Source organism: Janthinobacterium salmonicoloratum (assembly GCF_051380845.1).
GTDB classification, from domain to species: Bacteria; Pseudomonadota; Gammaproteobacteria; order Burkholderiales; family Burkholderiaceae_D; genus Janthinobacterium; species Janthinobacterium lividum_F.
Genome location: NZ_JBNYXV010000005.1, coordinates 327,766 through 341,981, shown reverse-complemented (window position 1 = coordinate 341,981; position 14,216 = coordinate 327,766). Strand labels below are relative to the sequence as shown.

Sequence of the window (14,216 nt, the reverse complement as noted above, 5' to 3'; positions counted from 1 at the left end):
AACGGGGAATTTTGTGGGGCTTTGCGAAATTATGTGGCTGCCGGCTTAATTGGCATGGTTACGGAATGTAAAACGGGGAAACATGGCGCCGATTTGCGCCACAGTACGCGCCGCCGGATAGCCGTGCAGGGGGCGGCCGGCCAGCGCCGCATCCGCGCAGCCTTCGGCGCGGAATTGCTGCAGCACGTAGTTATCGACGCCTTTTGCGGCCAGGGTGGTGGCCAGGGCCAGCAACTGCTCGTCCGGCAGCAGGTCCGGGTGGGTGGTGGTGCGGCACTCGTAGGCGACGCCGCTGGCGAGGATGGCGTCCAGGCAGGCGCGCGCCGGGTCGCCGCTGCCGGCCACGCGGGTCACATGACGATAGTCGCTGAACGGCGCCTTGATATCGAAGCCTACCCAATCGACCAGTGGCAGCACTTCCTGCAGGCGCTGCGGATAGATGCAGGCCGTATGCAGGCCGATGCCGAAACCGAGCGCTTTGACGTCTTGTATGGCGCGCCCCAGCGCCGGGTCCATGCACGCTTCGCCGCCGCTGAAGACGACGGCGTCGACCAGGCCCACGCGGCGGCGCAGCCAGGTCAAGACGTCCTGCCAGGGCATGGCGCCTTCCGGCGTGCGCGCCTGCAAGTGGGGATTGTGGCAATAGCCGCAACGCCAGGGGCAGCCCTGCACGAACACCACGGCCGCCAGTTTTCCCGGGTAGTCGGTGGCGGAAAAGGGCGTCAGGCCGCCCACTTTCAAATCAGCCGCCATGGCAGGCGGGCTGGCCAACACGGGCACTCGCTTCCGTAAAATACTGGCGCTCGTGGAATTCGCCCTGCTTGCCGATGTTGAACGAGGCGACGGGGCGGTGATAGCCCATCACGCGGGTCCAGATTTCGCAGCGCTGGCGTTCGCTGTCGAGCAGGGTGATGGCGGGAGTGAAGTCGGGACGTGCGTTCATGGCGTTTCCTCAAGTGATGGAACAGGGTGGGCTTGCTTGCGGGCGATCAGTTCCGCGTCGCAGGTGGGGCAGAATTCATGTTTGCCGGCCAGGTAGCCGTGGCGCGGGCAGATGGAAAAGGTGGGCGTGACCGTGATGTAGGGCAGCGAGAAGCGGCTCAGGGCACGTTTCACCAGCTCGCGGCAGGCGTTCGCGTCGGACAGCGCTTCCGTCATGTACAGGTGCAGCACCGTGCCGCCCGTGTACTTGCGCTGCAGCGCATCCTGCAATTCCAGCGCTTCGAACGGGTCGTCCGTGTAGCCGACGGGCAGCTGCGACGAGTTCGTGTAATACGGATTGTCGACCGTGCCGGCCTGCAGGATGGCGGGATAGCGCTTGCGGTCTTCGCGGGCGAAGCGGTACGTGGTGCCCTCGGCCGGTGTCGCTTCCAGGTTGTACATATGGCCTGTCTCTTCCTGGAATTGCACCATGCGGGCGCGCACGTGGTCGAGCAGGCGCACGGCCAGCGCATGGCCTTCCGGCGCCGTGATATCGTAGGCGTCGCCGCTGAAATTGCGGATCATCTCGTTGATGCCGTTCACGCCCAGGGTCGAAAAGTGATTGCGCAGGGTGCCCAGGTAACGCTTCGTGTACGGGAACAAGCCTTGCTGCATCAGTTCCTCGATGGTGCGGCGCTTGATTTCCAGGCTGGTCTTGCCCAGTTCCAGCAGGCGGTCCAGGTCCGCCATCAAGGCTGGCTCGTCGCCGCGCCACAAGTGGCCCAGGCGCGCGCAATTGATCGTCACTACGCCCAGGGAACCCGTCTGCTCGGCGGAACCGAACAGGCCATTGCCCCTTTTCAGCAGCTCGCGCAAGTCCAGCTGCAAGCGGCAGCACATGGAGCGTATCATGTTCGGCTTGAGTTCCGAATTGATGAAATTCTGGAAGTAGGGCAGGCCGTAGCGGGCCGTCATCTCGAACAGGCGTTCGGCATTTTCGCTATGCCAGTCGAAATCCTCGGTGATATTGTAAGTGGGGATGGGGAAGGTAAACACGCGTCCCTTGGCGTCGCCCGCCATCATGATCTCGATGTAGGCGCGGTTGATCATGTCCATCTCCGCCTGCAGCTCGCCATAGCTGAAGTCCATCTCCTGGCCGGCGATGACGGGAATCTGCTCGCGCAGGTCGTCCGGGCAGACCCAGTCGAAAGTGAGGTTGGTGAACGGCGTCTGCGTGCCCCAGCGCGATGGCACGTTGAGGTTGAAGATCAGCTCCTGCATGTACTGGCGCACGTCTTCGTAGCGCAGGCTGTCATTGCGGATGTAGGGCGCCATGTACGTGTCGAAGGAGCTGAACGCCTGCGCGCCGGCCCACTCGTTTTGCAGGGTGCCCAGGAAATTGACGATCTGGCCGATGGCGCTCGACATGTGTTTCGGTGGGCCGGATTCGATCTTGCCCGGCACGCCATTCAAGCCTTCGTGCAGCAGGGTGCGCAGCGACCAGCCGGCGCAATAGCCGGCCAGCATGTCGAGGTCGTGGATGTGCAGCGCCGCTTCGCGGTGCGCCGCACCCACTTCCGGCGGATACACCTGGTCCAGCCAGTAGTTGGCGATGACCTTGCCCGAGACATTGAGTATCAGGCCGCCCAGCGAGTAACCCTGGTTGGCGTTGGCGTTGACACGCCAGTCGCGCCTGTCCAGGTATTCATTGATGGACGCGGCGACATCGACCTGGCCGCGTGTGGGGGAAACTGCATTTGTCGTCATGAAACCTCCAATAAACACAACATGCGGTGTTTTTATGAAGGTTATCTACTAAATATAGTGTAGTCAAAGGTGGCGTGCAAGCGATTCGCGTATCCTTGATCCAGGTGAAAAATATACCTCAGCCGGCTTTGTTCCAGCGCGTTTCGCGCAGGATCAGCCAGCTCGCGCAAAAGAATGCGGCGCCGCATGCGGCGATGCTGGCGACGGAGGCGGGCAGCACGTGCGCCCAGATTTCCAGCGGCGAAAAGGTGCTCCAGCTGGCGACGCGGATATCGAAAGTGACGTAGTTCGCCAGCAGCCAGTAAATGGCCAGCAGACCCGTGCAGATGGCGGCCTGACGCAGCAGCGGCAGTTGGCGGCGCGCGAACACGGCCAGCAGGAACAGCAGCAGCACGCCCGGATACGCGCCCAGCACTTCCGGCGACAGCACGGAGATCGTCCCTGCGTCATAGCCATCGGCCGGGCCGGCCCACTGCACTTGCAGTGCGGTGAGGAACAGGGTCAGCAGGAAAATCAGCAGCGGTTTACGGGTCATGGCGGGCAATCGAAGAAGGAGAAAAATGGGGCATTTTACAGCCAGGTCAAGCAAGTTGAATGCGCGCCAGCCATGCATGCATTTCTTCACCTGCGTCAAGGACTGGGCATTAGGGGCGGGGCTATAGTCTGCACCCTGAGCCGATACAGGACTGTGAACATCATGATGCTTGAATCAACCACCGCCACCCGCGTGGCCGGACCGCTGGAACTGGTCTGCCCCGCCGGCAGCCTGCCTGCCTTGAAAGCGGCCGTCGACAATGGCGCCGACACCGTGTACCTGGGTTTTCGCGACGCCACCAATGCGCGCAATTTCGCCGGCCTCAATTTCGACGAGAAGGCCATCGCCGAGGGCGTGCGCTACGCCCATCAATATGGACGCAAGGTGCTGCTGGCGCTGAACACCTATCCGCAGCCGCACAACTGGGCCGTGTGGCGCAGCGCCATCGACCGTGCCGCGCAGGCCGGCATCGACGCCATGATCGTTGCCGACCCAGGCCTGATGGCCTATGCGGCCCAGCACCACCCGCAACTGCGCCTGCACCTGTCCGTGCAGGGCTCGGCCACCAACTACGAGGCCATCAACTTCTATCACGAGCACTTCGGCATCGCCCGCGCCGTGCTGCCGCGCGTGCTGTCGATGGCGCAGGTAGAGCAACTGATAGCCAAGACGGAAGTCGAGATTGAGGTCTTCGGCTTTGGCAGCCTGTGCGTGATGGTCGAAGGGCGCTGCGCGCTGTCGTCGTATGCGACGGGCGAGGCGCCGAATACGCACGGCGTGTGCTCACCCGCGAAATCCGTGCGCTGGCTGGAAACGCCGAACGGCCTCGAATCGCGCCTGAACGGCGTGCTGATCGACCGCTATGCGCCAGGTGAAAACGCCAGCTATCCCACCCTGTGCAAGGGGCGTTTCGAAGTCAATGACGAAGAGTATTACGCCATCGAGGAGCCGGCCAGCTTGAATACCCTGGCGCTGCTGCCGCAGCTGATTGCCATGGGCGTGCGGGCCGTGAAAATCGAAGGACGCCAGCGCAGCCCCGCCTACGTGGCGCAGGTCACGCGCGTGTGGCGCGAAGCGATCGACGCCTGCCGCGAAGGCAATGCGCGCTACGCTGTCAAGCCTGGCTGGATGGCGGCCATGGACAAGCTGGCCGAGGGCCAGCAGCACACGCTCGGTGCCTATCACCGCTCCTGGAAATAAAGGATGAACATGTTAAAACTCTCTTTGGGCCCTTTGCTGTACTACTGGCCGCGCGCCACCGTCTTCGAGTTTTACCAGCAGATCGCCGGCACCGCCGTTGATATCGTATATTTGGGCGAGACTGTCTGCTCGCGCCGGCATGAAGTACGCCTGGCCGACTGGCTCGATATCGCCGACATGCTGGCCGCTGCCGGCAAGGAAGTGGTGCTGTCCACGCAGGCGCTGATCGAGGCGGGCGCCGAACTGGCGACCCTGCGCCGCATCACGGGCAATGGCCGCTACGGCGTCGAGGCCAACGACATGGGCGCCGTGCACTGCATGGAAAAGGGCGCGTCCTTCGTCGCCGGCCCCCATTTGAACCTGTTCAATGGCCCCAGCCTGCAACTGCTGGCGCGCCTGGGCGCACGGCGCTGGGTGATGCCGCTGGAAATGGGGCAGACGGCGCTGGCCGAGATGCAGCGCCAGAAACCGGAAGGGCTGGAGACGGAAGTATTCGCCTACGGCCGCATGCCGCTGGCGTTTTCCGCGCGCTGCTTCACGGCGCGAAACCGCAACCTGCCAAAGGACGATTGCGGCTACAGCTGCCTGGAAGAACCGGACGGCCTGCTGCTGCGCACGCGCGACGAAGTGCCTTTCCTCGTACTGAATGGCACGCAGACGCAGTCGGCGCTGGTCTACAACCTGGTGCGCGAACTCGACGCCATGCGCGACATGGGCGTATCGGTGGCGCGCATCAGCCCGCAGGCCATGCATACGGAACAAGTCATCGCCATCTTCGACCGTGCCCGCCGCGGCCAGGTCAGCGGTATCGGCGCCCAGGCCCAGCTGGCGGCCTGCCAGCCGGCAGGCGCCTGCGACGGCTACTGGCATGGCCAGCCCGGCATGGAACAGCACGCCGCCCATTGAACGCATCGAAAGGAAGCACCATGCAAGATCAACTGGAAAGATTGCCCGTCCCGGCCAAGCCTCCCATGAGCAAGCCCGCCATGTCGTACCGGCTGCCGGAACCGCTGGCCGAATTGCTGTCCAAGCTGCCGCCGTATCCCGCCTCCTGGCTGTTCGTGCAAGGCTTGAACCGCCTGCTGGCGCCGCAATTACCCGACGACGTGCGATGCAGCCTGGAAGGGCGCAGCCTGCGCTTGCGGCTGCTGGATGCGGGCATAGCCTTCGATTTCGAGTGGCAGGGCACGGTGTTCGTGGCCGAGCGCTATGTCGACGCGCCGGACCTGTGCATCGCCGCCAGCGTGCATGATTTGATGCTGCTGGCGCGGCGCCAGGAAGATCCGGACACCCTGTTCTTCAGCCGCCGCCTGAGCCTGGAGGGCGATACGGAACTGGGGCTGCTGTTCAAGAATACGCTCGACGCCATCGAATTGCCGCCGTTCGACCTGCAGGCGCTGGGGCCGCGCCGCGTGCTGGCGCATCTGCGCGACCGGGGCGCGCGGGAAGGCTGAGCGGTGAGGTGGCGGCAGCAGGCGTTCAGTGGCGGCAATGGCCGCAGGCGCCGCTGCACGAGGCCAGCTGTTCTTTATCCGTCGCTTCGCCCATGAAGCCGGCGTCATTGACGGCGGCCAGCAGGCGTTCCTGCGAGGCCAGCCGCTCGTCAAACTGTACCGTGGCGCCGTGGCGCGCCAGCGAGACGCACACGGTGGCCACGCCCGTGACGGCTTCGAGCGCGCCCGTCAGCCTGTCGGCGCAGCCTTCGTGATCCATCCCGATGATATTCAAGCGTGCTGTCTGCATGGGTTCCTCTTGTTTTTCAAATAAAAAAACAGCGTAGGCGAGGGGTGCACATGCCGTCCAGAGCAGCACGCAAGATTTATTTTTTATATGCGGTTTTATTGATCTGGATTAATTCCCCCTCTGTAGTGCAGCCTGGAATTGATGTTGTTTTATATACAGTTTCCTTATTCCAGTCGACAAGCGTGCTCTGCTGCGCGATACTGTCATTCTGATAAGAACGCTGATGATAGCGCTGGAAAGGAGGGGCCATGCAGCGCCGCCCTCTGCTCATGCTTGCCGGCCTGTGGCCGTTCGGCGCGGCTGTCGCCGGCACGTTGTCGCCGCTGCCGCTCGTGTATCCGCGCCACCAGGCCCTCAACGATCCGCAGCAAGGCTATGTGACGGCCTTGCTGCAACTGGCGCTGGCGCGGTCGGGCCAGGCCTATGCCTTGCGCCGTTCCGAACTGCGCATGGTGCAGACGCGCGCCATGCAGGAAATCTCCACGGCGTCGGGCAGCGTCGACGTCGTGTGGGCCATGACGAGCCGGGCGAGCGAAACGCAATTATTGCCGATACGCATCCCTATCGACCGTGGCTTGATCGGCTGGCGCGTGGCCCTGATCCAGGCGCGCCAGCCGGACCTGCTGCGCGCCGTGCGCAGCATCGCCGCCCTGGCGCGGCTGTCGGCCGGCCAGATGCGCGACTGGCCAGACTCCGCCATCCTGCAGGCGAATGGCTTGCGCCTCGACACTTCGAGCACCTATGAAGGCCTGTTCCAGCAATTGGCGGCGGGCCGCATCGACTACTTTCCCCGGTCCGTGATCGAGGCGCAAAGCGAGTTGGCCAGCCACGCGCAATTGCCGCTGGCGCTGGACGCCCACCTGGTCATCCGCTACCCCGCCGCACTGTACTTTTTTGTCGGCAAGCACCGGCCGGAACTGGCGCGCCACATTGAAATCGGACTGGAAAGCATGCTTGCCGATGGCAGTTTCGCGCAGCTGTTCCAGCGCCATTTTGGCCGCCTCGCGGATGGTCTGAAGCTATCCCGGCGCCACGTGCTGGAACTAACTAATCCCGACTTGCCGGAGGAGACGCCGCTGGCGCGCCAGGCGCTTTGGTATCGTCCAAAACATTACTAATAGTTTTATTGACCAGTGTCAAACAGCCGCTTCAATCGTGCGCGTGATGTTTGATGAAACGCAAGGCGAGTTCAACAGAACACCTGTTGACACTTATAAAATTTTCGCCGAACATAATTCCACTTTGCAACATTTTCCCAGTAGAAGCCGCCGTGGCGGCTGTCGTGCGGGACCCGTGCGCCCGTTCAAAAGCAAGCCGCTGCCAGCAGCCGAACGCCCTGTTCCCTTGTAATCATCCGTTATCTTTTCGAAGGTTTGCCCATGCTCGATTCGATCACGTCCGTATTGCACCAGGTGCCGGAATTGGCCTTGTTCCTGGCGCTGGCCCTGGGCTACGCGGTAGGGCAGATACGCTTCGGTCCCATCCAACTCGGCGGCGTGTGCGGCACCCTGATCGCCGCGCTGCTGATCGGCCAGCTGGGCATCACGCTGGACGCCAGCGTCAAGAACGTTTTCTTCATGCTGTTCATCTTTGCCCTCGGCTATGCGGGCGGTCCCCAGTTCTTTGCCAACCTCAACGCCAAGGGCTTGCGCCTGGGCCTGCTGTGCCTGATCGAAGTGGTGGTGGTGCTGGCGCTGGTGCTGCTGGCCACGCGTTTCCTGGGCCTGGACCAGGGCACGGCGGCCGGCATGATGGCGGGCGCGGCGACGGAGTCGGCCGTCGTCGGCACGGCCACGGACGCGATCTCCAAGCTGGCGCTGCCTGCGGCCCGCATCGCTGAACTGCAGGCCAACGTGGTCACCGCGTATTCCATCACGTATATTTTCGGCCTGATCGCCATCGTCATCGTCACCAGCCAGATTTTTCCGCTCTTGTTGCGCGTCAATCTGCGCGAGGAAGCGGACAAATTGTGGGCGCAGATGGGCGGCGCGCAGACCGATGGCGATGGCGTGCAGGCCACGCCGGAAATGGTGGGCCGCGCTTATCGCATCAGCCGTGGCGCGGGACGCCGCCTCGACGCCTTACAGCATATTTTCGCGGGCCGCGCCAGCATCACGCGCGTGCGCCGGCATGGCAAGGTATTGCCTTTGGAGCCTGCACTGCGCCTGCGCAACAACGACGAAGTGCTGGTAATCGGCCACCGTCCCGCGCTGGTGGCGGCCGAAGCCATCCTGGGCGAAGAATTTGCCGACACGACGGGCTTGAACATGGCTGTCTCTGCCGTGGAAGTGGTGCTGCAGCAGGCGGCCCTTGTGGGGCAGCCCTTGCGTCAGCTGGCCTTGCCGTCCGGCGTGCATGTCGCGGCCGTCGTGCGTGGCGAACACAGCATGCCGCCCTTGCCGGACCTGGCCCTGCAGCGCGACGACGTGCTGCGCCTGTACGGCACGACGGAAGGGCGCGAGCTGAACATGGCGCTGGCCGCCATCGGCAAGCGCGTGCCTACTGGGGACCGCAGCAATATCGTCTACGCCAGCATCGGCATCGTGCTCGGTGTGTATATCGGCGGCTTCAGTGCCAAGCTGGGCGGCATCCCGTTTTCGCTGGGCACGGGTGGCGGCGCCTTGCTGACGGGCCTCGTGTTCGGCTGGTACCAGGCGCGAAAGCCGGGCATGCCGGACATCCAACCCAGCGCGCTCGACATGATGAAGGATATCGGCCTGGCCACCTTCATCGCCTGCGTGGGCCTGGCGTCGGGGCCGCAGGCGATCGATTTGATCCGCCAATACGGCCTGTCGCTGCCGTTGATGGGCGTGCTCATCGCCGTCATCCCCGCCTCGCTGTCCCTGCTGGTGGGGCACTTTTTCCTCAAGCTGGAAGCGCCCGTGCTCCTGGGTGCCATCGCCGGCCAGCAGTGCAGCACGCCGGCCCTGTCGGCCGTGCAGAACGCGGCCGGCAATTCCACGCCCTTGCTGGGCTACACGATCACCTATGCCATCTCGAACGTGGTGCTGCCCCTGCTGGGGCCGCTCATCGTGGCGCTGGCCGGCTCGGTGCATGCATGAGGCATACGCAGTAAAGAATTCCTTCAATACGAAAGGCGGTCCGCATGGAATGGTTGCATGAGTTATTCAAGAAGTCGCCCGAAATTGCCTTGTTTCTCTCCCTGGCAGTGGGCTACTACATCGGCAAGATCAAGTTCGGCTCGTTCCAGCTGGGCGGGGTCGCCGGTTCACTTCTGGTGGCGGTACTCGTCAGCCAGGTAGGCGTCGCCATCGATCCCGGCGTCAAGTCGGTGCTGTTCGCCCTGTTCATTTACGCGGTCGGCTATGAAAGCGGACCGCAATTTTTCAATTCCCTGGGACGCCAGTCCGTGCGTGAAATCATCCTGGCCGTCGTGCTGGCCGTGACGGCGCTGCTGACGGTGGTCATCCTGGCCAAGGTCTTTGGCCTGGACAAGGGCCTGGCGGCAGGCGTGGCGGCGGGTGGCTTGACGCAGTCGGCCATCATCGGCACGGCCGGCGACGCGATCACCAAGCTGGGCCTGGCTGCCGACGAGGTGGCGCGCCTGCAGGGCAACGTGGCCGTCGGCTATGCCGTGACGTATGTGTTCGGCTCGTTTGGCGCCATCATCGTCTGCGTCAATATCTTGCCAAAGCTCATGGGCCGCAGCATCCGCGAAGATGCGATCAAGGCGGAAACGGCGCTGCAGGCGGGCGTGCAGGTGCTGGGACCGGGCCAGACGCCGGCCGCGCCTGATTTGATCGGCCGTATCTATGACGTGGGTCCGGGCGCCGGGCGCTCCGTGGAGGAGATCGAAAGCGCCCATCCGAACACGGCCATCACCATCGAGCGCGTCAAGCGAAATGGCCAGATCATCGACGTCAGCCCGGACCTGGTGCTGGCGGCCGACGATATCGTGCTGCTGGTGGGCCGCCGCGAAGCCATGCTCAGCGTTTCGTCCCAGTTGGGCAAGGAATTGCTTGCCGTCGAAGGCATGGAGCTGGTCATGCAGCGCCGCGACATGGTGCTGACCAACAAGGCTTACCACAACAAGACGGTGGGCGAAATCCGCAATGCGACGGCGCCGGGCGTGCGCCACGGCATCTTTGTCGTCCAGCTGAGCCGCATGGGGAAAATCTTGCCCATGCAATCGGAAACCGTCGTGCAGACGGGCGACGTGGTGACCATCTATGGCGCCGAGCAGGACGTCAAGCGCGTGGCGGCCGAAGTGGGCTACATGATCGTGCCGAGCGCCAAGACGGACTTCGTCTACATGGGCGCCGGCCTCGTCGTCGGTTTGCTGGTGGGCTTGCTGGTGGCGCGCATCGGTTCGATACCGCTGACTTTGGGCAGCGGCGGCGGCGTGTTGCTGTCGGGCCTGGTATTCGGCTGGTTCCGCGCCAAGCGCCAGACCTTCGGTTACATGCCCAGCGGCGCCGTGCAAATCCTGAAAGACCTGGGCCTGGCCGGCTTCGTTGCCGTCGTCGGCCTCACGTCCGGCCTGCAAGCCGTGCAAACCGTGCGAGAACATGGCCTGACCCTGTTTGGTGTGGGCGTGGTGGTCACCATCCTGCCGATGATTTTGACCATGCTGATCGGCCGCTACATCTTGCGGTATGACAACGTGGCCATCTTCGCGGGCGCCTTGTCCGGCTCGCGCAGTGCCAACCCCGCGTTCGGCGAAGTGCTGAACGCGGCGCAAAACTCGATTCCCACCGTACCGTTTGCCATCACATATGCCTTGGCCAACGTTTTCCTGACCTTGCTTGGGCCGCTGATTGTGGCCTTCGTTTGAGTCTGCATGTATTTGCAAGAACCTTCAACATTGTCAGTCTATAAGGAGTAGCAAAAATGGATTTCAGTAACCCAAACAAACTCGCCCTGTTGAGCCCCTTCGAATTGAAGGATGCGCTGATCCAGACGGCCAAGCAAAGCAACCGCCTGATGCTCAATGCGGGCCGCGGCAACCCGAATTTCCTGGCGACTACGCCACGCCACGGCTTCTTCCAGTTCGGCCAGTTCGCCATGACGGAAGCAGAGCGTTCCTATGTCTACATGGACGACGTGGGCGGTTTCCCCACGCGCGACGGCATCGAGGCGCGCTTTGAAATCTTCGTGCGCAAGCACGAAGGCAACCCCGGCGTGCATTTCATCGAGGCAGCCGTGTCGTATGTGCGCGACCAGCTGGGCTTGAGTGCGGGCGACTTCCTCTATGAGATGTGCGAAGCCATCCTCGGCTGCAACTATCCCGTGCCGGACCGCATGCTGCGCCTGTCCGAGAAAATCGTCGGCCAGTATATCCACCGCGAAATGATCGGCGACCATCCCTTCGTCGGCAATTTCGACATGTACGCCGTCGAAGGCGGCACGGCGGCCATGACGTATCTGTTCGCCAGCCTGAAATCGAACCACATCATCCAGGAAGGCGACACGATCGCCCTGGGCATGCCGATCTTTACGCCGTATATCGAAATTCCCCAGCTGAACGACTACAAGCTGAACACCGTGCACATCGATGCGCCGCAATCGAACAATTGGCAATTCACCAAGAAAGAGCTGGACAAGCTGCTCGATCCGAAAGTGAAAGCCTTCTTCCTCGTCAACCCCAGCAATCCGCCGTCCGTCAAGATCGATGACGAGACCCTGGAATACATCGCCAAGATCATCAAGAAGCGCCCGGACCTGATCATCCTCACCGATGACGTGTATGGTACCTTTGCGGACAATTTCGTCTCGCTGTTTGCCATTTGCCCTTTCAACACCATCCTCGTGTATTCGTTCTCGAAATACTTCGGCGCGACGGGCTGGCGCATGGGCGTGGTGGCCACGCATGAAAACAATGTGCTTGACGACAAGATTGCCAAGTTGCCGGAAACCATCAAGAAGCAGCTCGATGCGCGCTATCACTCCATTACCACCGAGCCGCGCGAGCTGAAATTCATCGACCGCCTGGTGGCCGACAGCCGTACGGTGGCGCTGAACCACACGGCCGGGCTGTCCACGCCAGTGCAGGCGCAGATGACCTTGTTCTCCTTGTTCTCGCTGATGGATGAAGAGCAAAAGTACAAGCAGTCGATGAAACGCATCGTGCTGCGCCGCAAGGAAGCGCTGTACCGCGAGCTGGGCTTGCCGATGGTGCACGACGCCAATTCCGTGCGTTACTACCACCTGCTGGACATGGAGTCCCTGGCCGCGCAAATGCATGGCGTGGAGTTTTCGCAGTGGCTGCTGAAAAAACTGAAACCGAACGAAGCGCTGTTCCGCCTGGCCGAGGAAACGGGCGTCATCCTGCTGCCGGGCCGCGGCTTCGGCACGACGCACCCGTCCGGCCGCGTGTCGCTGGCCAACCTGAACGAATACGACTACGCCAACATCGGCCGCGCCATCCGCAACATGGCGTCCGAGTTCTTTGCCGTGTTTGAAAAGGAAAAAGAAAAGGGCGCCAAAAAAGCCAAGAAGTAAGTTGGTAGCCGCTTACTGTGCGTAAAACGGGCGCCCCGCAAGAGGCGCCCGTTTTTGCGTATCAGCTACCGTAACCAATAGTGTAGGCTGGAATAGACATCCGTAGATATAATTGCTATTGTGAAAGTATAAACATGGCAACCCCGTGCTTTCCCCTCATTCATTGACTGGACGCTACATGGGCAGATTGCAAGGACACTTATCATTATTACTGGCGAGCGCGCTGGGCGCGGCCCTGCCCGCCCTGGCGGAACCGCTGACATTTAACGAAGCGCTGCAGCAAGCCGCCAAGGCTTCGGGCACCGTGCAGGGCGCGGCGCTCGACGTGCGCGCAAAAACCTTGAAGGCGGAAGCCTTGTCGAATATCGATGGCCCTTCCGTGGACTTGACGGCGTTTCGCGGCCGATTGTCGACGGATTTGAGTATCGATACGAGCGGTTTGTCGGGCGTGGTGGGCGGCATCGAATCGGTGCTGCCACCGATTCCCGGCTTGCCCACGCCGCACATTCCCAATTCCCTGAACCGCGAAGTGGTGACGGACCTGACCTCGTTCGGCTTGCTGGGCATGTGGCCCATCTACACGGGCGGGCGCCTGGACGCCGTCAAGGGCCTCGCTTCCAGCCTGACCCTGGCCGCGCAAGCGGAGCGCACGGAAGCGGAAGAGCAACTGGCCACCCTGGTGGCGCAGCGCTATTTTCAGTTGCTGCTGGCGAAAAGAGTGGTGGCCGTGCGCGCCGAAGTGACGGCCGGCGTGACGCAGCACCAGCGCGACGCGGCCAAGCTGGAAAAGGGCGGCCTGATTTCGCGTGCGGAACGCCTGCGCGCCGACGTAGCCCTGGACAGCGCCCGCAGCGAGGAAGCGCAGGCGCGCAGCGATGAGGAAATCGCGCAAGTGGCGCTTGACCGTTTGCTTGCCGTCAACACGCAAGTGCTGCCCAGCACGCCGCTGTTCGTCAATAGCTTGCCGGTTGGCACCTTGCAATCGTTCATCAGCACGGGCATGCGCGAAAACGCGAACTGGAAAAAGATCGACAGCAAGCGCGTGCAGGCCGAGCAAGCCTTGAAGCTGCATGGCAAGGAATACGCGCCCACAGTCTTTGCCATCGGTAACTACAACTTAAATCGCGGCAGCGAAAAGCTCGTGCGCTCGAACTGGGCCATCGGCCTGGTTGTGTCCGTGCCGCTCGTGCACCGCATCAATACGGGCAAGATGATCGCCGCCGCCAAGCTCGACCAGGAGCGGGTGGAAGTGGTGGCGCGTCAGGCCGAGCGCGACATTCCCACCCTGATCGAGAAAAACTGGCGCGCGCTGGAAAATGCCCGCATCCAGTATTTGTCCACGGCCTCGTCGGTGGAGCTGGCGCGCGAAAATATCCGCTTGCAAACGGTGGCCTTCCAGCAAGGGCAAGTGACCTCGCTGGAAGTGGTCGACGCGCGCCTGAACCTGGCCAAGGTGGAAACGCAGCGCGCGCAGACGGCCTATAACTATGTGATGGGGCTGGCGCAATTGCTGGAAGCGACGGGCGAGACGCAGCGCCTGGGCAGCCTTGCGGCAGCGGCCGACATCCAATTACCTGTGGACAAATAA

The 14,216-nt window shown here is 62.5% G+C and carries 13 protein-coding genes; 8 read left to right on the top strand and 5 right to left on the bottom strand.

Annotated elements, in window-relative coordinates:
- Window positions 1–45 precede the first annotated feature (45 nt).
- The 4 genes from ACQ4WY_RS23015 to ACQ4WY_RS23000 all read right to left on the bottom strand — a co-directional run bounded on the left by ACQ4WY_RS23015 (window position 46) and on the right by ACQ4WY_RS23000 (window position 3,223).
- Window positions 46–753, bottom strand: a complete 708-nt coding sequence (locus ACQ4WY_RS23015) for an anaerobic ribonucleoside-triphosphate reductase activating protein (protein WP_436506103.1) — start codon at window positions 751–753, stop codon at window positions 46–48.
- A complete protein-coding gene (gene nrdD, locus ACQ4WY_RS23010; protein ID WP_131686758.1) occupies window positions 743–943 on the bottom strand; it encodes an anaerobic ribonucleoside-triphosphate reductase in 201 nt (66 codons plus the stop codon). The genes ACQ4WY_RS23015 and nrdD overlap by 11 nt, the downstream gene beginning before the upstream one ends.
- The gene (locus ACQ4WY_RS23005; protein ID WP_436506070.1) at window positions 940–2,688 is read right to left on the bottom strand and encodes a ribonucleoside triphosphate reductase; all 1,749 of its coding nucleotides are present in this window, start codon (window positions 2,686–2,688) and stop codon (window positions 940–942) included. The genes nrdD and ACQ4WY_RS23005 overlap by 4 nt, the downstream gene beginning before the upstream one ends.
- A gap of 118 nt (window positions 2,689–2,806) precedes the next feature.
- Window positions 2,807–3,223, bottom strand: coding sequence for a hypothetical protein (locus tag ACQ4WY_RS23000; RefSeq protein ID WP_436506069.1), 417 nt, complete (start codon window positions 3,221–3,223; stop codon window positions 2,807–2,809).
- Window positions 3,224–3,385: 162 nt separating this feature from the next.
- On the opposite strand from ACQ4WY_RS23000, the gene ubiU reads away from it, so the two are divergent.
- From ubiU to ubiT, 3 genes are read left to right on the top strand one after another with little or no spacing between them, the layout of a single operon-like run.
- The gene (gene ubiU / locus ACQ4WY_RS22995) at window positions 3,386–4,423 is read left to right on the top strand and encodes a ubiquinone anaerobic biosynthesis protein UbiU (RefSeq protein WP_414654798.1); all 1,038 of its coding nucleotides are present in this window, start codon (window positions 3,386–3,388) and stop codon (window positions 4,421–4,423) included.
- A gap of 9 nt (window positions 4,424–4,432) precedes the next feature.
- Window positions 4,433–5,329, top strand: a complete 897-nt coding sequence (gene ubiV, locus ACQ4WY_RS22990; protein ID WP_436506068.1) for a ubiquinone anaerobic biosynthesis protein UbiV — start codon at window positions 4,433–4,435, stop codon at window positions 5,327–5,329.
- Window positions 5,330–5,349: 20 nt separating this feature from the next.
- Window positions 5,350–5,877 (top strand): ubiquinone anaerobic biosynthesis accessory factor UbiT, encoded by a 528-nt coding sequence (gene ubiT, locus ACQ4WY_RS22985; protein WP_353657873.1) that lies wholly within the window; start codon window positions 5,350–5,352, stop codon window positions 5,875–5,877.
- Between the two features lie 25 nt (window positions 5,878–5,902).
- Here the strand turns inward: ubiT and ACQ4WY_RS22980 are convergent, their stop codons facing one another.
- Window positions 5,903–6,166, bottom strand: coding sequence for a heavy-metal-associated domain-containing protein (locus ACQ4WY_RS22980; RefSeq protein WP_436506066.1), 264 nt, complete (start codon window positions 6,164–6,166; stop codon window positions 5,903–5,905).
- Window positions 6,167–6,414: 248 nt separating this feature from the next.
- On the opposite strand from ACQ4WY_RS22980, the gene ACQ4WY_RS22975 reads away from it, so the two are divergent.
- The 5 genes from ACQ4WY_RS22975 to ACQ4WY_RS22955 all read left to right on the top strand — a co-directional run bounded on the left by ACQ4WY_RS22975 (window position 6,415) and on the right by ACQ4WY_RS22955 (window position 14,216).
- On the top strand, window positions 6,415–7,284 hold the full coding sequence (locus tag ACQ4WY_RS22975) for a substrate-binding periplasmic protein (protein WP_436506065.1): 870 nt from the start codon (window positions 6,415–6,417) through the stop codon (window positions 7,282–7,284).
- A gap of 261 nt (window positions 7,285–7,545) precedes the next feature.
- Window positions 7,546–9,228, top strand: coding sequence for an aspartate-alanine antiporter (aspT, locus tag ACQ4WY_RS22970; protein WP_436506064.1), 1,683 nt, complete (start codon window positions 7,546–7,548; stop codon window positions 9,226–9,228).
- Between the two features lie 44 nt (window positions 9,229–9,272).
- Entirely contained in the window at window positions 9,273–10,961 is a 1,689-nt protein-coding gene (aspT, locus tag ACQ4WY_RS22965; RefSeq protein ID WP_436506063.1) for an aspartate-alanine antiporter, read from the top strand.
- A 56-nt stretch (window positions 10,962–11,017) separates the two neighbouring features.
- Window positions 11,018–12,628 (top strand): bifunctional aspartate transaminase/aspartate 4-decarboxylase, encoded by a 1,611-nt coding sequence (locus ACQ4WY_RS22960; protein WP_436506062.1) that lies wholly within the window; start codon window positions 11,018–11,020, stop codon window positions 12,626–12,628.
- A 178-nt stretch (window positions 12,629–12,806) separates the two neighbouring features.
- Window positions 12,807–14,216 carry a TolC family protein gene (locus ACQ4WY_RS22955; RefSeq protein WP_436506061.1) on the top strand — a complete coding sequence of 470 codons (1,410 nt, stop codon included), beginning with the start codon at window positions 12,807–12,809 and terminating at the stop codon, window positions 14,214–14,216.

Coding starts and splice junctions, on each gene's coding strand:
- ACQ4WY_RS23015 (WP_436506103.1), bottom strand. CDS start 753: ATGGCGGCTGATTTGAAAGTGGGCGGCCTGACGCCCTTTTCCGCCACC.
- ACQ4WY_RS23000 (WP_436506069.1), bottom strand. CDS start 3,223: ATGACCCGTAAACCGCTGCTGATTTTCCTGCTGACCCTGTTCCTCACC.
- ACQ4WY_RS22975 (WP_436506065.1), top strand. CDS start 6,415: ATGCAGCGCCGCCCTCTGCTCATGCTTGCCGGCCTGTGGCCGTTCGGC.
- ACQ4WY_RS22960 (WP_436506062.1), top strand. CDS start 11,018: ATGGATTTCAGTAACCCAAACAAACTCGCCCTGTTGAGCCCCTTCGAA.
- nrdD (WP_131686758.1), bottom strand. CDS start 943: ATGAACGCACGTCCCGACTTCACTCCCGCCATCACCCTGCTCGACAGC.
- ubiU (WP_414654798.1), top strand. CDS start 3,386: ATGATGCTTGAATCAACCACCGCCACCCGCGTGGCCGGACCGCTGGAA.
- aspT (WP_436506064.1), top strand. CDS start 7,546: ATGCTCGATTCGATCACGTCCGTATTGCACCAGGTGCCGGAATTGGCC.
- ubiV (WP_436506068.1), top strand. CDS start 4,433: ATGTTAAAACTCTCTTTGGGCCCTTTGCTGTACTACTGGCCGCGCGCC.
- aspT (WP_436506063.1), top strand. CDS start 9,273: ATGGAATGGTTGCATGAGTTATTCAAGAAGTCGCCCGAAATTGCCTTG.
- ACQ4WY_RS22980 (WP_436506066.1), bottom strand. CDS start 6,166: ATGCAGACAGCACGCTTGAATATCATCGGGATGGATCACGAAGGCTGC.
- ACQ4WY_RS23005 (WP_436506070.1), bottom strand. CDS start 2,688: ATGACGACAAATGCAGTTTCCCCCACACGCGGCCAGGTCGATGTCGCC.
- ubiT (WP_353657873.1), top strand. CDS start 5,350: ATGCAAGATCAACTGGAAAGATTGCCCGTCCCGGCCAAGCCTCCCATG.
- ACQ4WY_RS22955 (WP_436506061.1), top strand. CDS start 12,807: ATGGGCAGATTGCAAGGACACTTATCATTATTACTGGCGAGCGCGCTG.